This window comes from Janthinobacterium sp. Mn2066 (assembly GCF_049319705.1).
Classification (GTDB): Bacteria; Pseudomonadota; Gammaproteobacteria; order Burkholderiales; family Burkholderiaceae_D; genus Janthinobacterium.
Genome location: NZ_JBMOUF010000012.1, coordinates 101,042 through 124,933, shown reverse-complemented (window position 1 = coordinate 124,933; position 23,892 = coordinate 101,042). Strand labels below are relative to the sequence as shown.

Annotated in this window: 22 protein-coding genes; 13 read left to right on the top strand and 9 right to left on the bottom strand. The window is 61.4% G+C overall.

The genetic code is table 11. The annotated features are described in order from the left end of the window. Positions 1-24: 24 nt before the first annotated feature. Positions 25-1,701: an electron transfer flavoprotein-ubiquinone oxidoreductase gene (locus ACL9RI_RS22345; protein ID WP_422728688.1), complete on the bottom strand. Its 1,677-nt coding sequence runs from the start codon at positions 1,699-1,701 to the stop codon at positions 25-27. 251 nt (positions 1,702-1,952) lie between these two features. Here ACL9RI_RS22345 and ACL9RI_RS22340 point away from each other — a divergent pair, with 251 nt between their 5' ends. Continuing rightward, positions 1,953-2,729 (top strand): SDR family oxidoreductase, encoded by a 777-nt coding sequence (locus ACL9RI_RS22340; protein ID WP_183676457.1) that lies wholly within the window; start codon positions 1,953-1,955, stop codon positions 2,727-2,729. A gap of 9 nt (positions 2,730-2,738) precedes the next feature. Here the strand turns inward: ACL9RI_RS22340 and ACL9RI_RS22335 are convergent, their stop codons facing one another. Beyond that, positions 2,739-3,311, bottom strand: a complete 573-nt coding sequence (locus tag ACL9RI_RS22335; RefSeq protein ID WP_422728687.1) for a LuxR C-terminal-related transcriptional regulator — start codon at positions 3,309-3,311, stop codon at positions 2,739-2,741. A 179-nt stretch (positions 3,312-3,490) separates the two neighbouring features. Here ACL9RI_RS22335 and ACL9RI_RS22330 point away from each other — a divergent pair, with 179 nt between their 5' ends. Further along, a complete protein-coding gene (locus tag ACL9RI_RS22330; protein WP_422728686.1) occupies positions 3,491-4,189 on the top strand; it encodes a CoA transferase subunit A in 699 nt (232 codons plus the stop codon). Between the two features lie 24 nt (positions 4,190-4,213). Further along, complete coding sequence (locus ACL9RI_RS22325; protein WP_422728685.1) at positions 4,214-4,864, top strand: CoA transferase subunit B; 651 nt, start codon at positions 4,214-4,216, stop codon at positions 4,862-4,864. A 59-nt stretch (positions 4,865-4,923) separates the two neighbouring features. On the opposite strand, the gene ACL9RI_RS22320 is transcribed toward ACL9RI_RS22325, so the two are convergent. Then, entirely contained in the window at positions 4,924-5,337 is a 414-nt protein-coding gene (locus ACL9RI_RS22320; protein ID WP_422728684.1) for a DoxX family protein, read from the bottom strand. Positions 5,338-5,627: 290 nt separating this feature from the next. On the opposite strand from ACL9RI_RS22320, the gene ACL9RI_RS22315 reads away from it, so the two are divergent. The 3 genes from ACL9RI_RS22315 (at position 5,628) to fecA (ending at position 9,603) form a co-directional block, all read left to right on the top strand. Further along, entirely contained in the window at positions 5,628-6,134 is a 507-nt protein-coding gene (locus ACL9RI_RS22315; protein ID WP_422728683.1) for a sigma-70 family RNA polymerase sigma factor, read from the top strand. A 10-nt stretch (positions 6,135-6,144) separates the two neighbouring features. Continuing rightward, on the top strand, positions 6,145-7,125 hold the full coding sequence (locus tag ACL9RI_RS22310; protein ID WP_422728682.1) for a FecR domain-containing protein: 981 nt from the start codon (positions 6,145-6,147) through the stop codon (positions 7,123-7,125). Positions 7,126-7,224: 99 nt separating this feature from the next. Beyond that, entirely contained in the window at positions 7,225-9,603 is a 2,379-nt protein-coding gene (fecA, locus tag ACL9RI_RS22305; protein ID WP_422728681.1) for a TonB-dependent Fe(3+) dicitrate receptor FecA, read from the top strand. Between the two features lie 77 nt (positions 9,604-9,680). Here fecA and ACL9RI_RS22300 read toward each other — a convergent pair whose 3' ends face one another. Next, the gene (locus tag ACL9RI_RS22300) at positions 9,681-11,018 is read right to left on the bottom strand and encodes a dicarboxylate/amino acid:cation symporter (protein WP_422728680.1); all 1,338 of its coding nucleotides are present in this window, start codon (positions 11,016-11,018) and stop codon (positions 9,681-9,683) included. Between the two features lie 263 nt (positions 11,019-11,281). Between ACL9RI_RS22300 and ACL9RI_RS22295 the strand changes: the two genes are divergently transcribed. Genes ACL9RI_RS22295 through ACL9RI_RS22285 form a run of 3 tightly spaced genes read left to right on the top strand, consistent with a single transcriptional unit; the run spans position 11,282 to position 14,839 of the window. Continuing rightward, positions 11,282-12,163, top strand: coding sequence for an alpha/beta fold hydrolase (locus ACL9RI_RS22295; protein ID WP_422728679.1), 882 nt, complete (start codon positions 11,282-11,284; stop codon positions 12,161-12,163). A gap of 40 nt (positions 12,164-12,203) precedes the next feature. Continuing rightward, positions 12,204-12,554: a RidA family protein gene (locus ACL9RI_RS22290; RefSeq protein ID WP_422728678.1), complete on the top strand. Its 351-nt coding sequence runs from the start codon at positions 12,204-12,206 to the stop codon at positions 12,552-12,554. Between the two features lie 41 nt (positions 12,555-12,595). Beyond that, a complete protein-coding gene (locus ACL9RI_RS22285) occupies positions 12,596-14,839 on the top strand; it encodes a RelA/SpoT family protein (RefSeq protein WP_422728677.1) in 2,244 nt (747 codons plus the stop codon). A gap of 17 nt (positions 14,840-14,856) precedes the next feature. Here ACL9RI_RS22285 and ACL9RI_RS22280 read toward each other — a convergent pair whose 3' ends face one another. After that, positions 14,857-15,246, bottom strand: a complete 390-nt coding sequence (locus ACL9RI_RS22280) for a winged helix-turn-helix transcriptional regulator (RefSeq protein ID WP_422728676.1) — start codon at positions 15,244-15,246, stop codon at positions 14,857-14,859. Between the two features lie 51 nt (positions 15,247-15,297). On the opposite strand from ACL9RI_RS22280, the gene ACL9RI_RS22275 reads away from it, so the two are divergent. The 3 genes from ACL9RI_RS22275 to ampC all read left to right on the top strand — a co-directional run bounded on the left by ACL9RI_RS22275 (position 15,298) and on the right by ampC (position 19,236). Further along, entirely contained in the window at positions 15,298-16,113 is an 816-nt protein-coding gene (locus ACL9RI_RS22275) for an SDR family NAD(P)-dependent oxidoreductase (protein WP_422728675.1), read from the top strand. 102 nt (positions 16,114-16,215) lie between these two features. Then, positions 16,216-18,012, top strand: a complete 1,797-nt coding sequence (gene blaOXA, locus ACL9RI_RS22270; RefSeq protein WP_422728674.1) for a class D beta-lactamase — start codon at positions 16,216-16,218, stop codon at positions 18,010-18,012. A gap of 30 nt (positions 18,013-18,042) precedes the next feature. Beyond that, the gene (gene ampC / locus ACL9RI_RS22265) at positions 18,043-19,236 is read left to right on the top strand and encodes a class C beta-lactamase (RefSeq protein ID WP_422728673.1); all 1,194 of its coding nucleotides are present in this window, start codon (positions 18,043-18,045) and stop codon (positions 19,234-19,236) included. A 6-nt stretch (positions 19,237-19,242) separates the two neighbouring features. Here the strand turns inward: ampC and ACL9RI_RS22260 are convergent, their stop codons facing one another. The 3 genes from ACL9RI_RS22260 to ACL9RI_RS22250 form a co-directional block, all read right to left on the bottom strand. Next, a complete protein-coding gene (locus tag ACL9RI_RS22260; protein WP_422728672.1) occupies positions 19,243-20,211 on the bottom strand; it encodes a cation diffusion facilitator family transporter in 969 nt (322 codons plus the stop codon). Positions 20,212-20,297: 86 nt separating this feature from the next. Then, positions 20,298-21,164, bottom strand: coding sequence for a pirin family protein (locus ACL9RI_RS22255; RefSeq protein ID WP_422728671.1), 867 nt, complete (start codon positions 21,162-21,164; stop codon positions 20,298-20,300). A gap of 68 nt (positions 21,165-21,232) precedes the next feature. Continuing rightward, positions 21,233-21,832 (bottom strand): FMN-dependent NADH-azoreductase, encoded by a 600-nt coding sequence (locus ACL9RI_RS22250; protein ID WP_422728670.1) that lies wholly within the window; start codon positions 21,830-21,832, stop codon positions 21,233-21,235. A 124-nt stretch (positions 21,833-21,956) separates the two neighbouring features. Here ACL9RI_RS22250 and ACL9RI_RS22245 point away from each other — a divergent pair, with 124 nt between their 5' ends. Further along, positions 21,957-22,862 carry a LysR family transcriptional regulator gene (locus ACL9RI_RS22245; protein WP_422728669.1) on the top strand — a complete coding sequence of 302 codons (906 nt, stop codon included), beginning with the start codon at positions 21,957-21,959 and terminating at the stop codon, positions 22,860-22,862. Here the strand turns inward: ACL9RI_RS22245 and asd are convergent. Continuing rightward, a complete protein-coding gene (gene asd, locus ACL9RI_RS22240) occupies positions 22,859-23,707 on the bottom strand; it encodes an archaetidylserine decarboxylase (protein ID WP_422728668.1) in 849 nt (282 codons plus the stop codon). The genes ACL9RI_RS22245 and asd overlap by 4 nt on opposite strands. Positions 23,708-23,892: the final 185 nt, after the last annotated feature.

Here is a 23,892-nt window from a genome sequence, read left to right as displayed (position 1 = left end):
GTTTGCTGGCGGCCTGGCCAGGCATTACATATTCGGATAATTCGGTCCGCCGCCGCCTTCCGGCGTGATCCAGACGATGTTTTGCGTGGGGTCCTTGATGTCGCAGGTTTTACAGTGCACGCAGTTCTGGGCATTGATCTGCAGGCGCTCGGCGCCGTCGTCGTTTTTCACGAATTCGTACACGCCGGCCGGACAGTAGCGCGCTTCCGGGCCTGCATACGTCGCCAGGTTGACGTCGACCGGCACGCTGGCGTTTTTCAGGGTCAGGTGGATCGGCTGGTCTTCGGCGTGGTTGGTGTTCGAGATGAACACCGACGACATCTTGTCGAAGGTCAGCTTGCCGTCCGGTTTCGGATACACGATCTGTTTCGACTGGGCCGCCGGCTTCAGGCATTCGTGGTCGCCATGCGTGTGGTGCAAGGTCCATGGCGCCTTGCCGCGGAAGATGATCTGGTCGATGCCTGTCATCAGGCTGCCCAGGTACAGGCCTTTCGACAGCCATGGCTTGACGTTGCGCGCCACGTGCAGTTCTTCATGCAGCCAGGATTGTTCGAAAGCCACAGGGTAGCTGGTCAGTTCATCGTGCTGGCGCTGTTCGCCCAGCGCGCCAAACGCCGCTTCCGCCGCCAGCATGCCGCTTTTAATTGCCGCGTGGCTGCCCTTGATGCGGCTCATGTTCAAAAAGCCCGCATCGCAGCCGACCAGCGCGCCGCCGGCAAACACCAGTTTCGGCAGGGATTGCAGGCCGCCGGCCGTGATGGCGCGCGCGCCATACGAGACGCGTTTGCCGCCTTCAAAGAATTTGCGGATTTCCGGATGCGTTTTATAGCGCTGGAATTCTTCGTAGGGCGACAGGTACGGGTTTTCATAGGCCAGGCCCACCACGTAGCCGACCATCACCTGGTTGTTTTCCAGGTGGTACAGGAAGGAGCCGCCATAGGTTTTCGCGTCCAGCGGCCAGCCGGTCGAGTGGATCACCAGGCCAGGCTGGTGCAGGGCAGGGTCGATTTCCCACAATTCCTTGATGCCGATGCCATACGATTGCGGGTCCTTGCCGGCGTTCAAGTCGTACTTGGCCATCAATTGCTTGCCCAGGTGGCCGCGCGCGCCTTCGGCGAACAGGGTGTACTTGGCGTGCAATTCCATGCCCAGCTGGAAGTCGGGGCCAGGCTCGCCATCGCGCTTGACACCCATATTGCCGGTCGCCACGCCTTTGACGGAACCGTCGTCGTTGTACAGGATCTCGGCGGCAGGGAAGCCGGGGAAGATTTCCACGCCCAGGTTTTCCGCCTGTTGGCCCATCCAGCGCACCACATTGCCCAGCGAGACGATGTAGTTGCCATGGTTTTCAAAGCAGGCCGGTACGGCAAAATTCGGGGTTTTATAGGCTTTGGTTTCGGTCAGGAACAGGATGCGGTCTTCCGTCACGGGCGTATTGAGCGGCGCGCCCAGCTCTTTCCAGTTCGGGATCAGCTCGGTCAGGGCTTTCGGGTCCATGATGGCGCCCGACAGGATGTGCGCGCCCAGTTCGCCGCCTTTTTCCAGTACACAAACGGATACTTCCTGATTTTTTTCAGCCGCCAGCTGTTTCAGGCGGATCGCTGCCGCCAGGCCGGCCGGGCCGCCGCCCACGATGACGACGTCGTATTCCATGGCCTCGCGCGGTCCATACTGTTCAATTAAGTTATTAGCTTGTGTCATGGTCTCGTTTTATAGTGACTAAATTAGGTAAGTGGGGCATCTTCGGGAAAATTTAAGCACGAGTGTGCTTGTTTTTGGCGAGGATTGCAACTTTGGCGCCATTTTGCGTGACAATCCCCCACGCCGCAATCTAAATCCGGGCATTTTGTGTAATGATGGCGTTTACTTATGCCCAGCTGTGGTCTACGGGTTTTTGCCGTTTTCCATGGACAGCGTGCAGGGTGTTATCTAAAACAAAACAGGAGTAGCTCGTGGGCATAGAAGTCAACTTCGAGGGCAAGATCGCCCTGATTACCGGCGCATCGAGCGGCCTCGGCGCGCGTTTTGCAAAAGTGCTGGCGCAAGCGGGCGCCCAGGTCGTGCTGGCGTCGCGCCGCACCGAGCGCCTGAAGGAATTGCGCGCCGAGATCGAAGCCGATGGCGGCGCCGCGCACGTGGTGTCGCTCGACGTGACCGATTACGCCAGCATCAAGTCGGCCATCGCGCACGCGGAAACGGAAGCGGGCCCGATCGATATCCTGGTGAATAATTCCGGCGTCTCGACCACCCAGCGCCTGGTGGACGTCACGCCCGAGGATTACTCGTTTGTGATGGACACCAATCTGCGCGGATCGTTCTTCGTGGCCCAGCAAACGGCCAAGCGCATGATCGCGCGCGCCAAGGGCGACCCGAAAAAACAGCACCGCATCATCAATATCGCCTCGATGGCGGGCTTGCAGGTGTTGCCGCAAATCGGCGTGTATTGCATGAGCAAGGCCGGCATGGTGCACATGACGCGCGCCATGGCGGTGGAATGGGGCAAGTATGGCATCAACACGAATGCCATTTGCCCCGGTTATATCTCGACCGAAATCAATGAAGACTACTTTGCTACCGAGCAAGGCAAGAAACTGATCGAGATGTTGCCGAATAAACGTCCGGGCAAGCCGGAAGACCTCGATGGCCTGTTGTTATTACTGGCAGGCGAGGATTCGCACTTCATCAATGGCGCCATCATTTCAGCCGATGGCGGCATGAGTACTTTTTAAGGCCGCGCTTTACAGCTGCACTCCCGCCAGCTTGTGCACCAGTTCGGACGAGGTGGCGGCCGAGAATTTGCGCATCAGCCTGGCGCGGTGCATTTCCACCGTGCGGGGGCTGAGGTCGATCTGGCGGGCGATCAGCTTGCTGGTCTTGCCTTCCACCAGCAGCGCGGCGATTTCGCGCTCGCGCGGCGTCAGTTCCGCCGTCACCGGGCGCTTCTCGCTGACATCCTCGAACGTCCAGATGCCTGGTCCCAGCGGGTCCGTCGGCAGCATGGCGTGGCCCGTCACGTGGCACCAGAATAATTCATCGTTGCTGCGGCGCATGATGCGCTCATCCGAATAGCGCCCCTTGGCGTTCATGATGGGGATGATGCGGTCACCCGTGCGCAGGAATTCATCGAGCGTAGGGTAGAGTACCTGGAAGGACTGGCCCACCAGTTCGGCACGTTCATAACCGAACATGGCGGCCAGTGCCTCGTTGCAGCTGCGAATGATGCGTTGCTCCGACATGCACATGCCGACCGGCGCGTGCAGGAAGATGCTTTCATAATCGATGGCTGCTGGCGCTGCATTCACATTCATCATCTGATGTACGTCACTCTCACAGGTGGATAGTCGGCACGGCGCCGGTAGTTCTACGGTATTGTACTTTCGACTGGCGTATTTTATGCTGACTTGCGGCAAGAGTCGCAGACTCCAGCCATGGAACTGGCATACAACGCTTATTCAATTGCAGACAAAAGTTTAACGATAGAGGGACACCCATGAATAAAGTTTATCCTGACGCCGCCTCGGCGCTGGCCGGTATCGTCCAAGATGGCCAGACCATCGCCGTTGGCGGCTTCGGCCTGTGCGGCATCCCCGAAGCCCTGATCGCCGCCTTGCGCGATTCCGGCGTAACGGGCTTGACGGCCATTTCCAACAACGCTGGCGTGGACGAGTTTGGCCTCGGTCAATTGTTGACCACGCGCCAGATCAAGAAAATGATCGCATCCTACGTGGGCGAAAACAAGGAATTCGCCCGTCAGTACCTGGCCGGCGAACTGGAACTGGAATTCACGCCGCAAGGCACCCTGGCCGAGAAGCTGCGCGCCGGCGGCGCCGGCATTCCCGCCTTCTTTACCAAGACGGGTGTGGGCACCATCGTTGCCGATGGCAAGGAAATCCGCGAATTCGACGGCGAGCAATACGTGATGGAACGCAGCCTGGTGGCCGACGTGGCGCTGGTGAAAGCGTACATGGCTGACCGCGCCGGCAACCTGGTGTACCGCAAGACGGCCCGCAACTTCAACCCGAACGCAGCCATGGCGGGCAAGATCACCATCGTCGAAGTGGAAAAACTGGTGGAAGTGGGCGAGATCGACCCGGACCACGTCCACACGCCGAGCATCTTCGTGCACCGCATCGTGGTCAACGCAACCCCGGAAAAACGCATCGAGCAGCGCACCGTGCGCGCCGACTAAATAGAACAGACGGAGATAATTATCATGGCCTGGACCAGAGATCAAATGGCTGCGCGCGCAGCAAAAGAATTGCAGGATGGCTTTTATGTGAACCTGGGCATCGGCTTGCCGACCCTGGTGGCCAACTATGTGCCGGACAATATCGAAGTGTTCCTGCAGTCGGAAAACGGCTTGCTGGGCATCGGCCCGTTCCCCACCGACGATGAAGTCGATGCCGACCTGATCAACGCCGGCAAGCAGACGGTGACGGCCTTGCCGGGCGCTGCCTACTTCAGCTCGGCCGACTCGTTTGGCATGATTCGTGGCGGCAAGATCAACCTGGCTATTTTGGGCGCCATGCAGGTGTCGGAAAAGGGCGACCTGGCGAACTGGATGATTCCAGGCAAGATGGTCAAGGGCATGGGCGGTGCGATGGATCTGGTGGCCGGCGTCAAGCGCGTGGTGGTGCTGATGGAGCACGTGGCCACCGCCAAGGATGGTACGACGTCGCACAAGCTGCTGAAACAATGCGACTTGCCGCTGACGGGCGTGGGCGTGGTCGACATCATCATCAGCGACCTGGGCGTGATTGACGTGACGGAAAACGGCTTGAAGCTGGTGGAACTGGCGCCGGGCGTGACGAAGGAACAGATCCAGGCGGCCACGGGCGCCGAGCTGGACGTAGTGGGTTTCTAAGCCCCTATCGGCTGCAATCAGAACGGCGCAGGCTCCTTGAGCTTGCGCCGTTTTTTGCTTTACGCCGTGGCAGCCTTGCTGCGCACGCCATCGAGGCTGAAGGCGCCGCCGCCGGCCGTGGCGAAGTACAGGAAGGTAAAGCAATACAGCACGGCCAGCTCGCCGCCGTTCAGCATCGGCAAGAAGCCTTGCGGCGCATGCATCATGAAGTAGCCGACGGCCATCTGGCCCGACAGCAAGAAGGCGGCGGGACGGGTGAACAGGCCCAGCAGAACCAGGCTGCCACCGACCAGTTCCAGCACGCCGGCCGCGCCCATCAGGGAAAACAATTGCAAGCCATCGAACATGGCCACGTGCGGCACGCCGAACAGCTTGGACGCGCCATGCTGCAGATACAGGAAACCAACGATGATGCGCAACAAGCCTTGTGCGCGTGGCGACCAGGTGGCGCTGAAAGCAGGGGAAGGGAACATGATGGACTCCATTCAAAAAAGTGGATAAATCAATCTCATGCTGCAAAGTCGATGATCGACGCTTCAACATGACGGCGAGTGATGAAGACTATAATGATTTTCATTGGGTTGATCATCATGATTTTTATTGATGCATCATTTCTCATTCATTGATAATGTGCCTTGTCACTGTTGTTTAAGTTAACACATCTGTCTTGCGATTCGCCTGTTTTTGCCTGATAATGAGAATACTTCTCATTTAATCCGTGCCTCGCCGCGCGACTTCCCCTTCGATGCCCGCCAGCGACCTGATGCTTCCCAGTTCTGCCCAGCATGCCGATACGGTAGGGCGGCTGTATGGCGAGCATCACGGCTGGCTGCTGTCGTGGCTGCGTTTGAAGCTGGGCTCAGCCCATCTGGCGGCCGACCTGGCGCACGATACCTTTTTGCGCGTGCTGGCGGCGCGCGCTGGCGTGGGCATCCTGCAGCCGCGCGCCTACCTGTGCACGATTGCACACGGCCTGGCCGTCAACCACTGGCGCCGCCAGGATATCGAACGTGCGTATCTGGACGCCCTGGCGGCCATGCCGCTGGCGCTGGCCCCCTCGCCGGAAGAGCGGGCACTGGTGCTCGAAGCGCTGCACGCGGCCGACGCCATGCTGGCGCGGCTGCCGGCCAAGGCCAGGCGCGCCTTCCTGATGCACCAGCTCAATGGTTGTGCGTATGGTGAAATCGCGTTGGAGCTGGGCGTATCCGAGCGCATGGTGCGCAAATACATGGCCCAGGCGATGCTGCATTGCCTGGCCAGCGCAGCTTGAGGCCCGCTGGATGACGCGCGCCATGCCGGCCAAGGGGGAATTCATTATCTTGCAGCAAGCGGCGGAGTGGTGGGCCTTGCTGGCTTCCAATGAAGCGGGCGCCAGCGACCATGCCAAGTGGCAGCGCTGGCTGGACGCCGACCCCGCGCATGCGGCGGCCTGGCAAAGAGTGCAAGCCATCAGCGGACAATTCCAGCGCCTGCCCGGCGCACCGGCGCACGCCGCCTTGTCGGCGGGCGGTGCGCAGGGGCGGCGCGCGTTTGCCGCCATGCTGGTGGCGGCCGTCGGCGGGCTGGCCTTGTGGCAATGGCGTAGCGGCGAAGAGCCTGCTTCCATCAATGCGCTGGCCAATAGCGCGTACGGCAGTGCAGTCGGCGGGGTACGCCAGTTGCTGCTGGCCGATGGCAGCAGTCTGCATCTCGATACGGATAGCGAGGTCGAGCTCGCTTACAGCGCCACGGCCCGGCGCATCATCTTGCGGCGCGGCCGTATTTATGTGAGCAGCGCCCCCGATCCGCAGCATCCGCCGCGGCCCTTGCTGGTGCAGACGCGCCAGGGCAGCTTGCGTGCGCTGGGCACGCGTTTTGAAGTATGCCTGCAGGGTGGGCAGACGCAGTTATCCGTGGAGCAGGGCGCGGTTGAAATCACGCCGCTGCACGCTGGAGCGAAGGTGATTGCGGCAGGGCAGGGCGCCCGTTTTGACGCTGGGTACATCGACGCCCCCGCCCATGTGCCGGCCGCCGCGCCCGGCTGGACGCGCAAGATGCTGCTGGCCGACAATATGCGCCTCGATGCCTTCCTGGCCGAGTTATCGCGCTACCGCCATGGTTATGTGGGCTGCGCGCCGGAAGTGGCGGCGCTGCGCCTGGTGGGCGCGTATCCGCTCGATGACCAGGACGCCATCTTTGCCATGCTGGAAGCGAGCTTGCCGGTGCAGGTGCGGCGGCCGCTGCCCTGGTGGATCAGCGTGTCGGCGCGGAATAATTCCTGACAAGAATAAAAAAATTCAAAAAGTGGTTCCGCTTTTGGCGTTTCGATTGGCAGACAAGAGAAAGCCCCATCTCTGTTGTGTTGATCGAAAAGGAAACCCATGCATTTTGTTTCGCCCCGTATCGCCTCTCCGCGCCGTCTGGCTGCTGCCGTCCAGGCCGCCCTGCTGATGCTGCCAGCCAGCCTGGTGCTTGCCGCCCCGGCGTCAAATACTCCTGCCGCGCAAGTTGCCGCCCGCGCCTACCAGATTCCTGCCGGCCCGCTGAGCACGTCCCTGAGCCGCTTTGCCGGCGAGGCAGGGATTGCGCTGTCCGTCAACGCCAGCTTGACCGATGGCAAACTGGCGCCCGCCCTGCAAGGCAGTTACACGCCAGAGCAAGGCTTGCAGCATTTGCTGGCGGGCAGCGGCCTGGAAGCCGTCGCCCGCGCACCGGGCAGTTATGTGCTGCGCCAGGCGGCAATCGCAGCTGCGCCTGCCGAGCAATCGATGGCGGTGATTACCGTGGTCGGCAACTGGCTGGCCCAGCCCGATGCACAATCCGTGTTCGAACATGGCGGCGCGCGCAATGTGGTGGCGCGCGACGAATTCGTGCGACTGGGCGCGACCGATGCCCGCGATGTGCTCAACCGCATTCCGGGCGTGCTGGCGCCGGCCAACAATGGCACGGGCAGCCACGACATGGCGCTGAACTTTGGCGTGCGCGGCTTGAATCCACGCCTGGCGGCCCGCTCCACGGTCTTGATGGACGGCATCCCCGTGCCGTTCGCCCCGTATGGCCAGCCGCAACTGTCGTTTACACCCATTTCCATGGGCAATATGGATGCGGTGGACGTGGTGCGCGGTGGCGGCGCCGTGCGGTATGGTCCGCAAAACGTGGGCGGCATTGTCAACTTCGTCACGCGCGCGATTCCTGACAAAGCCACCGGCGAAGTCAGTGTGCAGGGCGAGCAAAGCCCCTCGTCGTCCAGCGACAGCATCAAGACGCATACCAGCGTGTTGCTGGGCGGCACGCTGGACAATGGCCTGGGCGGCGCCATTTTATATAGCGGCGTGCGCGGCGCCGACTGGCGCGAACATGGCGACACCAAGATCGATGACGTGATCCTGAAAGGCCGCTACCGCATCGATGGCGCCAGCACCCTGACGGCCATGCTGCAAAACTATGAAGGCCGGGCCGACATGCCGGGCGGCTTGACGGCCGCCGCGTATGCGCGCGACCCGTATCAATCGACGCGCCCGTATGACAATTTCTGGGGCCGCCGCAACCTGGCCAGCCTGGCGTACGAATACAAGCCGGACCGCCAGCGCCAACTCACCGTGCAGACGTTCTATACGGATACCTTGCGCAGCGGTTATCTGGACCAGGGCAAGAACCTGACCTTGTCGCCGCGCACGTACACGGTGCGCGGCATCGAGACGCGTTATTCGCAGGCATTTCGCGCCGGTAGCGTGCGGCACGAGATCGGTGTCGGCCACCGCTATATCGATGAAACCAGCCATGAGCTGCGCTACTGGCGCCTGAAGTCGGGCGGCATTCTGCCCACGCAAGCGAGCCCTTTTGATCGCGACACTTCGGGCAGCACGCGCGCCAACGCCTTCTTTATCGATGACCGCATCGACGCGGGCAACTGGACCGTCACGCCCGGCGTGCGCAATGAGCGCATCCGCTCGCACCAGGACAATAACCTGACGGGCAAGCGCGATGGCGGCGACTACAATGTGCTGCTGCCGGCGCTGAACGTGATCTATCACGTGAGCGAACAATGGAATCTGTACGCCAGCAGCGACAGCTCGTTTGGCACCGTGCAATACAGCAAGATGGCCAATGCCGTCGTCAGTGGCGGCGCCGAACCGGAAAAAGCCCGCTCGTGGGAATTGGGCACGCGCTACCAGCAAGGCGGCTTGCGCCTGGACGCCGACCTGTTCCTGATACGCTTCAGCAATCAATATGAAAGCAACCAGCAAACCAATAGCGTGTATGCGCGCGGCAAGACGCGTCACCGCGGCCTGGAAGGCAGCGCCCAATATGCGCTCGGTGAAGCGTGGCCGCAGCTGCGCGGCGTGAATGTCTACGCCAGTTATGCCTATGTCGATGCCGCCATCAAGGAAGAGGGCGACAATTTCGGCAAGCAAGTGCCGTTTTCGCCACGCCACAAGGGCACGGCCGGGATTGCTTACCAGGCGGGCAAATGGAGCGCGAGTCTCGATGGCATGTTCGAAGGCGGCCAATATGCCGACAGCGCCAATACTTTGCTGGAGAGCGCAGCCGGCAACAATGGCCGCATTCCCGGCTATGGCGTGTGGGCTGCGCGCGGCAGTGTCGACCTGGACGGCGGCCCGGCCGCCTTCCGCCTGAGCCTGGGCCTGAAGAACCTGTTCGACCAGCGCTATTTCACGCGTTCGTTCGACGACAATAACCAGGGTAAATACGTGGCCCAGCCACGTACTATTTATTTGCAGCTGAGCAGTCGCTTTTAAGGGACACGGCGGCCATGAAAAAAGCCCCGGCAGCTTTCGCTACCGGGGCCTTCTGACTACTCAATTAGCAGTCTTGATTACTTCACGGTATTGACTGCTGGTGCAACATAAGCGTCATCGGCCGCGTAGGTTGGGTGGGCCAGCTCGTTGCGCAGCTTGTCCATGTCCAGCTCTTTTTCCCATTTCGATACGACGATGGTCGCGACGCCGTTGCCGACGAAGTTGGTCAGCGCGCGGCATTCGCTCATGAAGCGGTCGATGCCCAGGATCAGCGCCATGCCGGCCACTGGAATCGTCGGCACCACGGCCAGGGTCGCGGCCAGGGTGATGAAGCCGGCGCCGGTGATGCCGGAGGCGCCCTTGGAGGTCAGCATCGCCACGCCCAGGATGGTCAGTTCCTGCCAGATGGTCAGGTCGGTGTTGGTGGCTTGCGCAACGAACAGGGCGGCCATGGTCATGTAGATGTTGGTGCCGTCCAGGTTGAACGAGTAGCCGGTAGGGACCACCAGGCCGACCACGGGTTTCGAGCAGCCCAGGCGCTCCAGTTTTTTCATCAGTGCCGGCAAGGCCGATTCCGACGAGCTGGTGCCCAGGACGATCAGCAGTTCTTCCTTGATGTACAGCAGGAAGCGGCCGATCGAGAAGCCGGTGTAGCGGGCAATGATACCCAGGACCACGAACACGAACAGGCCGCAGGTCAGGTAGAAGGAACCCATCAGTTTAGCCAGCGGGATCAGCGAATGCAGGCCGTATTTACCGATGGTGAAGGCCATCGCGCCGAAAGCGCCGATCGGAGCGGCTTTCATGATGATGTTGACCATGCCGAAAATCGCATGCGACAGTTCGTCGATCAGCTTGGTAACAGGGCGGCCGCGCTCACCGAGCAGCGACAGCGAGAAACCGAACAGGATGGCGATCAGCAGCACTTGCAGGATGTCGCCCTTGGCGAACGCATCGACGAAGGTCTTCGGGATGATATTCATCAGGAAGTCGATCGTGCTCAAGCCTTCGGCGTGCGTGTATTGCGCGATGGACTTGACGTCGAGGTGGGCAGGGTCGGCGTTGAAGCCGGCGCCTGGTTTCAGGATGTTAGCGACGAGCAAGCCAATTGCCAGTGCGAAGGTGGAGACCACTTCGAAGTACAACAGCGCTTTGCCGCCGACGCGGCCGATTTTCTTGATGTCTTGCATGCCGGCAATACCGGACACGACAGTACAGAAGATCACCGGAGCGATGATCATCTTGATCAATTTGATGAAGCCGTCACCCAGAGGTTTCATGTCGACGGCGTTGGCTGGGTAAAATACGCCCAGCAGCACGCCGACGACAATGGCGAATATCACCTGTACGTACAGGATTTTATAAAATGGTTTTTTCACGAGTGGTCTCCTCTTGCGGGTTGATGGCGTGATCATCCGCGCATTGCCGCCCCTGCTCAATTGTGGATAACCGCAGATATGCGCATTCAATATATCCGGTATTTCACTGCTGTGCTGGTGCTGCATTGCAGCATTTTGGCCGTCCGCTTGGAGCATTGCCCGCGCTGCGCTACACTGCCGTAGAGTCGCGCGCGGGCAGCCGGTAAATGACCGGTTTCTTGTTTTTTAATATCCAATTTAACAACGCCTGATAAAACCGACGCGCAGCAGGTTTAGTCCAGCGTTATAGGAAGAAACGCATGATTGAAGCAAGCATCAAGTCCGTCCAGTGCATTTCCCCGGCTGGCCTGCACACCATGTCTTATAAGGAGTGGGGCGCGCCCGATAATCCGAACGTGCTCGTCTGCGCCCATGGCGTGACGCGCGTGGCCGACGATTTCGATAGCCTGGCGCGCGCCATGGCCAGCGATTACCGCGTGATCTGCCCCGACGTGGTGGGCCGTGGCCGCTCCGGCTGGCTGGCCAACCCGCAGTTTTACCGCGTGCCGCAATATGTGAGCGACATGGTGACCCTGCTGGCCCGCGTGCTGGCCAATGGCGAACGGCAGACGGTGGACTGGTTCGGCACCTCGATGGGCGGCTTGATCGGCCTGGGCCTGGCGTCCTTGCCGGACAGCCCGATCAGCAAGCTGGTCCTGAACGATATTGGCCCGACCCTGGCGCCGGAAGCGCTGCAGCGCATCGGCGACTATATCGGCCAGGACTTGCGATTTGAAAGCTTCGAGCAGGGCGCCCAGTTCGTGCGCGACGTGTCGGCCAGTTTCGGCCCGCACACGGATGTTGAATGGCACAAGCTGGCGTCCGATGTATTGCGCCAGGATAAAGACGGCTACTGGCGCCGCCATTACGATATGGGACTGGCCATGCCCTTCCGCTCGGCAACGCCTGAATCGGCGGCCAGCGATGAAGCGCTGCTGTGGGCCGCGTACGACGCCGTGCGCTGCCCGACCTTGCTGGTGCGCGGCTCCGAATCGGACTTGCTGTCGCACGAAACGGCGCTGAGCATGTTGCAGCGTGGGCCGAAAGCGCAACTGGTGGAAATCGCCGGCGTTGGCCATGCGCCCACCTTTATCCATGACGACCAGATCGCCATCGCGCGCAAGTTCTTGCTGGACAAATAAGTAACTGAAGACAGATTTTGAAACAACCGGAAGAAAAAGTATGGAAATTAAACGACTGTACGTAGGCAAGCGCCTCTCTGAAGTAGCGATCCACAACAACACCGTCTACCTGGCGGGCCAGATCGCCGAAGACACCACGCAAGACATCGCCGGCCAGACGCGTGAAGTGCTGGGGCACGTCGACCGCCTGCTGATGGAATCGGGCAGCGACAAGACCTGCATTTTGTCCTGCCAGATTTATATCGCCGACATGAAAGACTTCGACGGCATGAACGAAGTGTGGGACGACTGGGTCGCCTCCGGCCACACGCCGCCGCGCGCCACGGTCGAAGCGAAACTGGCCAATCCGGCATGCCTGGTTGAAATCGTCGTCATCGCTGCAGAACGCTAGGTTACTACGCTGTTACTACGCTGTTAAGTTAAAGGTATTACATGGTTTCCATCTCGGCCCCGAATAGCACCTCGGAACAACTGGTAGAGGGTTTGAGTGCGCCAGACAGCGCACGCGTGCTCGACGCGCTTGCCTACGCCACCGAGGCGTATGGCGACAAGCAAACCTTCGCCGGCCGTTCCGCGCTGGAATTTGCCATCGGCGTGGCCTCCACCCTGGCGTTTTTGCGCAGCGATGCGGAAACGCGCATTGCCGGCCTGATGTTCGAGCTGACCCTGATCGAACCCGATACGGCGGCCGATATCGAGCCCCGTTTCGGCAAGCAGGTGTGCGACCTGGCCACCGGCGTGCGCCAGCTGATACGCTTGCGCGCGCTGACCCAGACGCAGCATGCGGGTAGCGGGCGAGGCAAGAATGCGGCGCAGCAAGCCGTGGCCCAGGTGGAAACCTTGCGCAAGATGTTGCTGGCCATGGCGTCCGACATGCGCGTGGTGCTGGTGCGCCTGGCCGCCTGCGTGACGACCTTGCGCTATTTTGCTGAACTGAAATTGTTCAATGAAATGACGCGCGAGTATGGCAAGGAAACGCTGGACCTGTACGCGCCGCTGGCCAACCGCCTCGGTATCTGGCAGCTGAAGTGGGAGCTGGAAGACCTGTCGTTCCGTTTCATCGAGCCGGAAGCGTATAAACGCATCGCCAAGATGCTGGAAGAAAAACGCATGATGCGCGAGGGTTTTGTGTCCTCGGCAATTTTGCGCTTGCAAACGGAGCTGGCTTCGGCCGGTATCCAGGCGGAAGTATTTGGCCGCCCGAAACATATCTATAGCATCTGGAACAAGATGCGCGGCAAGGAGCTGGACTTTACGGCCCTGTACGATGTGCGCGCCTTCCGCGTGATCGTGGCCGACGTCAAGACCTGCTACACGGTGCTGGGCGTGGTGCACAATATCTGGACCCCGATCCCGAAAGAATTCGACGATTATATTTCGCGGCCCAAGCCGAACGGCTACCAGTCGCTGCACACGGTGGTGACGGCCGAAGATGGCCGGCCGCTGGAAGTGCAAATCCGCACCAATGAAATGCACAGCTTTGCCGAATACGGCGTGGCGGCGCACTGGCGTTACAAGGAAGAGGGCGGCTCGAACTTTGCCGGCCAGAAATACGACGAAAAGATCGCCTGGCTGCGCCAGTTGCTGGCCTGGAAAACCGAGGTGGCCGACGCCGTCGTGGGCCAGGAAGAAATCCAGCGCGAGTGGGTAGAAAAGTTGAAATCCGCTACGCTGGACGACCGCATCTTCGTCATGACGCCGCAGGCGCGCGTGCTCGAATTGCCGGTCGGCGCCACGCCTGTCGATTTTGCGTATCACCTGCATACCGACGTGGGCCACCGCTGCCGCGGCGCCAAGGTCGACGGCATCATGGTGCCGTTAAATACGCAGCTGAAGAATGGCCAGACCTGCGAAATCATCACCGCCAAGGGCGCACCGGGCACGGCCGGGCCGTCGCGCGACTGGCTCAGCGCCGGCTACGCCGTCAGCACCCGCACGCGCTCGAAGATACGCGCCTGGTTCCATGCGATCGACATGGAAGAAACCCTGTCGCATGGCCGTGCGCTGGTGGAAAAATCGTTGCAGCGCGAAGGCAAGACGGCCGTCAACCTCGAAGCGCTGGCGCAAAAGCTGGGCTTTGGCAAGGTCGATGAATTGTTCCTGTCGGTCGGCAAGGATGAATTCAGCCTGCGCCACGTCGAGCAGGCGCTGCACGACAATGGCGAAGTGGCCGTGCCGGAAGACGCCGTGTTGCTGGGCAAGAGCCGTGCCTCCAGCGTGGAGCAGGGCGCCAAGTCCGGCGTGCTGGTGGTGGGCACGGAAGGCTTGATGACGGTGCTGGCCAAGTGCTGCAAACCGGCGCCGCCCGACAGCATCGTGGGTTTCGTGACGCGCGGCAAGGGCGTCTCGATCCACCGCGCCACCTGCAAGAATTTCGAGGAAATGCGCGCCAAGGCGCCCGAACGCGTGATCTTTACGGAGTGGGGCAGCGCTGGCCAGGATACGGTCTATCCGGTCGATATCTTCATCCTGGCAGGCGACCGCCAGGGCTTGCTGCGCGATATTTCCGAGATTTTCTCGCGCGAAAAAATCAACGTGATCGGCGTCAACACCCAAAGCGCCAAGGGCCAGGCCCGCATGACCTTTACCGCTGAAATCAGCTCGACGGCGCAATTGCTGAAAGCCTTGAATGTGATCAAGGACGTCAGCGGCGTGCTGGAAGCGCGGCGCAGCTAGGAAGCTGGGAAGCTAGCTTAAGCGGCTGCGTGTGCAACTGAAAAGTTGCGGGCCGCGATCAGGACGGGCAGCAATTGCCTGCCCCGTTCTGACATTTGATATTCCACCCGCAGCGGCTTCTCGCCGAAATCAATCCGTTCGACCAGGCCATCCTCGGCCAGTTCGCGCAGATGCTGCGTGAGCATCTTCTGCGAAATACCCGGTAAATCCCGTTTCAGTTGCAAGGTGCGCATCGATGGATCTGCATAAAGCCGGAACAGTATCGGCAGCTTCCAGCGCCCTTGTATCATCCGTATCACGCGCGTCACATGCGCTACCGAACCATCCGGCCCCAGGCAGATACCGCGTTCCTCCTGCGTGACGGGCGTCGCGGTGGGTACATAAAAGTGCGTACTGTTTTGGTCCATTTTTTCACTATACCATGCGTTAAATCACCGCAACCTACAAGGATTACGAGCATGGATCTGCAATTGGATGGAAAGAAAGCGCTGGTCACCGGCAGCAGCAAAGGCATCGGTGCCGCCATCGCCAGGAAACTGGCGCAGGAGGGGGCGATTGTCATCGTGCATGGCCGCGACAGGCAGCAGGCGGACCAGGTTGCCGCAGATATCATCGCCCAAGGCGGCCGCGCCCATGTCGTGACCGGCGACCTGACGGACGATGCACAGGTGCAAGGCTTGCTTGAGGCGGCGCAGCAATGCGCCGGTCCTATCGATATCGTGGTCAACAACGCCGGCGGCTCGGGCGGCGCCAGGGAGGACTGGAGCACTGCGCAAGCGGCATCATGGGTGGCTGCCTACGATCGCAATGTGCTGGCTGCGCTGCGCATCACCACCCGCTTATTGCCGGCCATGCGGCGGGCCCGATGGGGGCGCGTGATTAATATTTCGAGCCTGGCTGCCACGATGCCGCCATCTTCCGCGCCCGACTATTCAGCTGCCAAGGCGGCCATCAACGCCATGACGGCGTCGATGGCGAAAGCGGTCGCGGCTGACGGCATCACCGTCAACGCCGTGTCTCCCGGCACGATACACAGCGCCACGCTCGACGCGCGTTTCCGTGCAGTGGCCGCCGAGCGCGGCCTGGCACAGGAAGGGGCGCCCTGGGAAGAGGTTGAACGGGCCGTGCTGCCGCTTTTTGCACAAGTGCCGTTGGGCCGCGTTGGCCGGCTCGACGACATTGCCGCAGCCGTCGCTTTTCTCGCCAGCCCCCTGGCAGGCTACATCACCGGCAGCAACCTGCGCGTTGATGGCGGACTGTCGCCCGGCCTGTAGGGGGTCGGCCGGCCCTGGTCCGATAACATCACCGTCAGTTGTTTCTTGACTTGCTGCGACAACTGTCACACAATAGTGACATGTATCGCAATCGAGTGCGCAATGATGTTATCGAATATCCTGGTGTTCCGTTTTCTGCTGGCCAGTTGTGGCTGCCTGCTCACGGGCCTGGTCGTCTGGGGCCTGATGAGCGCGTGCCGCCGCCGTTTTCCCGTGTTTTCCCTGCAGCGCGCCGGCTGGCTGCTGGGCCAGCTGGCGGTGGTGGCCACCTTTGCCGTGATCCTGCTGCCGCACAGTGAACGCCTGCGCCTGGCGCCGCCGATCGAATTGCCCGAATCGCTGCTGGCGCAAGCGGCTGGGCCGCACCAGGCGGGGGCGGGGGCGAACGCTTCCAGCACCACGGCCGAGTCCAATGCAACCGTAAAAGAATATTCCTGGCTGAGCATGCTTGCCCACGCCTGGCTGCTGGCCTATCTGCTGGGACTGGCCTACACCGTGGGCCGCTGGTGGCAGGCGCGGCGCGTCTTGCACGGCCTGGCCGCTGCCGGCACGGCGCTGCATGAGCGCTGGGGCATGCCGGGCACATGGCCGGCTGGCTTGAGCGTTACCGAAGTCGATGCACCGATTTCCCCCATGCTGTTCGGTCTGCTGCGCCCGCACCTGTTATTGCCTGGCCACTTGCGCAGTTTTGAGCCTGAGCAACAGCAAATGATCATCGAACATGAATTGATGCACTTGCACCGGCGCGACCTGCATTGGATGAGTGTTGGCCTGCTGCTGCAAACCTTGCTGTGGTTTAACCCTTTCATGCGATTGCTGCGCAATGAGCTGGCCTGGGCGCAGGAACTTGGCTGCGACCGCGATGTGTTGCACCGCCGCCCGGCATCGGCACGCCGCGCCTATGCGGCGGCGCTGGTGGCGCAATTGCAGCTGCAGCATCGCCAGGGCAAGGCGGCGCTGGCGTTTGGCGGCGTCAGCGCTGGCACGGTGGCGGCGCGCATAGGCTGGATACGCGCGCCGGGCGCTGTGCATAGCCGGTGGGCAAGGGGGACGGCCATGCTTGGTTTGGTCGCCGTGTCCGGCGGCAGCCTGGTGCTGCAGCCGGCGCTGGCATGGAAGGTCGCGCCGCCATCGCCGGCTGCAGTTGCGGCCACCACCACGCCCTTTAGCTGCACCGAAATGGTGGACGCCGGCAGCGGCCGGCAACTGGTGCACGAGGGCCATTGCGATGAGCGCGTCACGCCGGCCTCGACCTTCAATATCGCCGTCAGCCTGATGGGCTATGACAGCGCCATCCTGCGCGATGAACATAGCCCGCGCCTGCCTTTCAAGGCCGGCTATACAGACTGGAATCCCGATTGGCGGGTAGCAACCGACCCCACCAGCTGGATACATAATTCCACCGTCTGGTACGCCCAGCAGGTAACCACGCGGCTGGGCGCTCCGCAGTTCCGGCGCTATATCAAGAACTTTAATTACGGCAATCAGGATGTCTCGGGCGACGTGGGCAAGCACAATGGCCTTACCATGTCCTGGATCGCTTCCAGCCTGACCATTTCGCCAGTCGAACAGGTGGCCTTCCTGCGCAAAATCGTCAACCGGCAATTGCCCGTATCGGCCCACGCCTATGACATGACGGCCAGGCTGACTGCGCTGGGCACCTTGCCCAACGGCTGGGAAGTGCATGGCAAGACGGGCACCGCTTCGCCGGTATTGTCGAACGGCAAGGATGACTTGCGACACAGCTATGGCTGGTTCGTCGGCTGGGCCAGCAAGGGCGGGCGCACGATCGTGTTTTCCCGCCTGGTGCTGGAAGCCAGCCAGCCCGGCAGTTCGGCAGGCCCGCGCGCCAAGCAAGCTTTTTTGCGTGACTTGCCAGCACAGTTGGACGCGCTCTAAGCGTTTTTCACCACACGACCAAGGAGTTGTATGAATTTTCGCCACATCATCATGGGGGCGCTGGTTAGCTTCGCCCCGCTATCGGCCGTACACGCTGCAGTGCCCACTCTCAAGAGCTTGCCGCAACAGCAGGGGCCGCTGGAAAAGCAAGCCCGGCTGAAAGCCAAGGTGGATGAACTTATCGCACCGCTGATGAAGCAATACGGTGTGCCGGGCATGGCCGTGGCCATCACCGACCATGGCAGGCACTACGTCTTCAATTACGGCCTTGCCTCGCGTGAAACGGGCCTGGCCGTGAATGACGACACCCTGTTTGAAATCGGATCGGTCAGCAAGACCCTGGCCGTGACCCTGACAACGTACGCGCAAGCGCAGGGCAAGCTGGCGCTGACGGACAGCGTGAGCCAGCACCTGCCGTCCTTGCGCGGCAGCAGCTTTGACCATGTCAGCCTGATCAACCTGGCCACCCACACGGCCGGCAACTTCCCCATGCAGGTACCCGACGCCATCAAGAACGAAGCCCAGTTGATGGATTACTTCAAGCAATGGCAGCCGGCCGACCCTGCCGGCACCCATCGCACCTATTCGAACCTGGGCATCGGCCTGCTGGGCATCGTCACCGCCAACAGCCTGGGTACAACTTTCGCACAAGCGATGGAGCAGCAATTATTCCCCGCCTTGGGCATGGCCCACAGCTATATCAAGGTGCCGCCATCGCAAATGCAGCATTACGCCCAGGGTTATAACGGCCGCAATCAGCCGGTGCGTGTCAATCCCGATGTGCTGGCGGACGAAGCGTACGGCGTCAAGACGACGGCTTCGGACTTGCTGCGATTCGTCGACGCCAACCTGGGGCAGATCGCGGTGGCCGCACCCTTGCAGCAAGCCATCAAAGCCACGCAGACCGGCTATTTCCAGGTGGGGCCAATGACGCAGGATCTGGTCTGGGAACAATTCCCAGCAACATCAAAACTGCCTGGCTTGCTGACCAGCGTGGATGACAAGATCGTCTTTGCAAACAACCCCGCCACCCGCATCACGCCACCCTTGCCGCCGCAACAGGATGTGCTGATCCATAAGACAGGATCGACAGGCGGCTTTGGCGCCTACGTGCTGTACAGCCCAGGCAAGAAAACCGGCATCGTCATCCTGGCCAACCGCTTTTATCCCGGCGCAGAGCGGGTGACGGCGGCGTATCGGATACTGGAGCAGCTCGATCAATAAGCGGTATCAGTGTGTCTTGTCGTCCGCGTGCAGCCCCGCCATGGTCGCCGTTTCCGGCTGCAAGGTGATATGGTCGATGCCGTGTTTGGCCAGCAGCATTTTTTTGATCGCGCGCAAGACGGTGGGCCAGTGGTCGAGGTGTTCGATTTCCACGTGGCCGATCAGGGCGGGCTGGCCGGGCGACATGTCCCAGACGTGCAGGTCGTGCACGGATTTGACGCCGTCGATTTGTTCCACGTCATTGCCGACGGTGATGTAGTCGATTTCGTGGGGCACGCCTTCCATCAGGAAGTGGTAGGAGTCGCGCAGTACGCCAAACGTGGATTTGAGGATCAGCAGGGAGACCAGTACCGACAGCAGCGGGTCGATCTGCATCCAGCCCGTGAAGTAGATCACGACGCCGGCCACGATGGCGGCCACCGAGCCCAGCAAGTCGCCCATCACGTGCACCAGGGCGGCGCGCGTGTTGACGCTTTGCTGGTCTTTCGACAGCACCCAGGCTACCACCAGGTTGATCGCCAGGCCGATGCTGGCGACGATGAATACCATTTCGCCATGCACGTCTTGCGGGGTGGAAAAGCGCAGCACGGCTTCGTAGCAGATCCAGCTGACCACGCACAGCATCAATAAACCGTTGACGAAGGCGGCCAGCGCCTCGGCGCGGCCGAAGCCGAACGAGTGGCGCGGGGAGGGCGGGCGGCGCGCGATGATCTGGGCCAGCAAGGCCAGGCCCAGCGCCGCCGCGTCCGTCACCATATGGCCCGCATCGGAAATCAGCGCCAGCGAATTGGAGATGAAACCGGCGATGACTTCCACGCCGGCAAAAAAGATCGTCAACCCCAGCGCCCAGGCCAGGGTGCGCTGGCTGCGGCCTTCAAACGAGTGCGTATGCTTGGCGTCGCCTTTTAAATGCGCGTGCAGGTGGGCGCCGCCCTGGTGGTCGTCATGAGAGTGGCTATGGTGGGGTGCGGGCATGGCATGCTTGGGAGAATGATCTTGCTCCCAGTGTAATGGAAAAGCAGCCGCGCTGGGCTGCGGCTGCTTTGTCTTGCGCACGCTGATCAGGCTGCCGTCTGGCCAAACTTTCCTTCGCGGAAATCCTGCACGGCCTGGTAGATTTCTGCCTGGGTATTCATCACGAACGGGCCGTACTGGGCGATCGGTTCGTTCAGGGGCTTGCCGGCGACCAGAATGACGCGGCCGCCTGCAGGCGCGGTGATGCGCACGCCGTCGGCGTCTGGCGTATTGGCCAGGATCGCCATGCGCTGGTTCGGTACGGACTTGCCATCGACTTGCACTTCGCCGCGAAATGCGTACAGGAAGGCGTTATGGCCTGGTGGCAAGTGTTGGTCGAAGCTGCTGCCGGCCGGCAAGTCGATATCGAGGTAGACCGGTTCCGTCACGGCCCGCTGCATGGCGCCCGTCACGCCGTGGCTGTGGCCGGCGATCACTTGCACGCTCACGCCGTCGTCCGTGGTGTAGCGGGGGATTTCTTCGCTGGCGAAATCGCGGTACCAGGGCTTGCACATCTTGTCGCGCGCTGGCAGGTTCAGCCACAACTGGAAACCTTCCATCACGCCTTCTTCCTGTTCCGGCATTTCCGAGTGCTGCACGCCGCTGCCGGCCGTCATCCATTGCACGCCGCCGGTGGCCAGCAAGCCTTCGTGGCCGGCGCTGTCGCGGTGGCGCATGCGGCCGGCCACCATGTAGGAGACGGTTTCCAGGCCCCGGTGCGGGTGGGCGGGAAAACCGGCGATATAGTCGTTCGGCTGGTCGCTGGCCAGGTTGTCGAGCATCAGGAAAGGGTCGAGGCGGCGCTGCAGCGCCTGCGTCAGCACGCGGTTGATCTTGACGCCGGCGCCATCCATGACGGACTGGCCGGCGAGCACGCGTTCGACGGCGCGCGGTTTGGTGATGGTGTCACTCATTGGCTTCTCCAGCATAGTGTGGATGTTATGTTGGGGTCAGACCCGGTGGGTCTGACCCCAGCTTTGGCTTACACCAGGATCGCGTTGATCTCGGCATCGGCCAGCGCCTGGGCCTTGGCCACGGCGTCCGGGCCCATGCCCATGCCTTCCGAGTACACGTATTGCACGTCGGTCATGCCCAGGAAGCGGAACATGGTGTTCAGGAACGGTACCTGGCTATCCGTGACGCCATCGCGGTGCAAGCCGCCGCGCGACAGGCCCACGTAGACTTTCTTGCCGGTCAGCAGGCCAACCGGGCCGTTTTCCGTGTATTTGAAGGTGACGTTGGCGCGGGCAATCGCGTCGAACCAGCTTTTCAGTTGCACCGTGATACCGAAGTTATACATCGGTGCGCCGATGACGATCACGTCGGCCGCTTGCACTTGCGCAATCAGGGCGTCGTCCTGGGCGACGCGCGCCGCTTGTTCAGCCGTGCGTTTGTCCGCTGGCGTAAACAGTGCCTGCAGGGTGGCTTCGTCGAGCACCGGGTGTGGTTCGGCAGCCAGGTCGCGGCGCACCAGGGCGGCTTCGGGTTTGCTGTTGCGGATGCGGGCGACGATGGCGTCGGCCAGGCGGGTCGATGCGGAGCCGGTGCTGCGGGCGCTGGAATTGATTTGCAGGATGTTCATGGTATTTCTCCGGGTGAGTTGTCTTGCGATGGATGAACTATAGCAATCCCAAAAATCATCCGGAAGCCGTTAAAATGGATAACATTGGTCCAATAATGGAACAATTCTGATAAAAGGCATGCGTATGAATATCGATCCCGGTGATTTGCTGCTGTTTGCGCGGGTGGTGGAAAACGGCAGTTTTTCACGCACGGCAGACAGGGTGGGCTTGCCGAAGTCCACCTTGTCGCGCCGTATTTCCCAGCTGGAAACGCAGCTCGGCGAGCGCTTGCTGCTGCGTACCACGCGCAAGCTGGCGCTGACGGAGTTTGGCGCCAGCCTGCTCGAACATGCGCGCCGGGTGGCCGAGGAAACGGATGCGGCCGCTGCGCTGACCCAGCATCGCCAGGCCGGTCCCAGCGGCTTGCTGCGCATTTCCATGCCGGCCGACTTTGCCGATACCGTGATGCGCCAGGTGCTGGCGGAATTCGTGCAACGTTACCCGGCCATTTCGCTGGAACTCGACTTGTCGGCGCGGCGGGTGGATTTGCTGGCGGAAAACTTCGACCTGGCCATCCGCATGGGCACCTTGCCCGACGATGCCAGCCTGGCGGCGCGCCCGGTGGCTTTCAGTACCTGGTCGCTGTACGCCTCGCCGCAGTACGCCAGCCTGCATGGCTTGCCCGAACATCCTGACGACCTGTACCGCTACGATTTGCTGAGCCTGCCGCGCGCGATCCACGGCATGGTGCGCTGGAATTTGACGCGTGGCAAGACCAGCTGGGAGCGCGATTTACCGGTGCGCCTGCTGGCCAATTCGCCGGAATTGCTGGTACGCATGGCGTGCATGGGCACGGGCATCGCGGCCAGCACGGACCGCTTTGCGAAACCTTACCTGGAACGGGGAGAACTGGTGCGCGTGCTGCCGGAATGGCGTTTTCCGCGCGTCACGGGCTGGGCCGTATTTCCCGGCCGGCGTTTGATGCCGGCCAAGACGCGCGCGTTTCTGGATTTAATGGAGGAACTGTATCAAACGGACATGCCCGTTTAGGCTGGCGTGTTGCCCATCACCTGGCCCAGTTGCACCGGGCCGGCAGGTTGCCAGGCCGGATTGAAATCCACGGTGTCTTTCGGGAACAGCATCACCACGGTCGAGCCCAGCAGGAAGCGGCCCAGTTCTTCGCCTTGTTTCAAGACGATATTGTCGTTGGCATAACTCCAGTCGCGCACCTGGCCCGTGCGCGGCGGGTTGACGACGCCGTGCCAGACGGTGGCCATGCTGCCGACGATGGTGGCGCCCACCAGGGTCATCACGAACGGACCGTTGGCCGTGTCGAACACGCAGACCACGCGCTCGTTGCGGGCGAACAGGCCGGGGATGCCGCGCGCGGTGGTCGGGTTGACGGAAAACAGTTCACCGGGCACATAAATCATGCGCGTCAAACGGCCATCGCATGGCATGTGGATGCGGTGGTAGTCGCGCGGGCTCAGGTAGAGGTTGGCGAAGCTGCCGTGCTCGAACCGGGCCGCCAGCGCTGCATCGCCGCCGACCAGCGCGGTGGTGCTGAACTGGTGTCCCTTGGCCTGGAAGATCTGGTCCTTGTCGATCTTGCCGAACTGGCTGATGCGGCCATCGACGGGGCAGACGTAGCCGGCCTTGGCCAGCGGGCGCGCATCGGGGCGCAGCGCGCGCGTGAAGAAATCGTTGAAGCTGGTGTAGTGCGTGATGTCCGGGTCCAGCGCCTCATCCATGTTGACGTTGTAGCGGCCGACAAACCAGCGGATCAGACGCGTGGTCATGGCGCCGCCCTTGGCGCCAGCGACTCTGCCGGCAAAATTGGTCAACGCTCCCTTGGGGAGCAGATATTGAGGCAGGACGGCAAGACGGTCAGACACGATGGTGAGCCTTTGGTGGGAATGGTGAAAACGCATTATAGCGGCGATGCAGCGCGCAGCGAAATGCAGCGCACGCCTTGCCCGGATGGTCGTGTGCGCGCCGAATTTAATTTGCTCTAAGAAATATTTTCAAAAAGGTGTGCCATAAGAGCATTTTTGACGCAAAATGCGGCTGCGTATTTTTT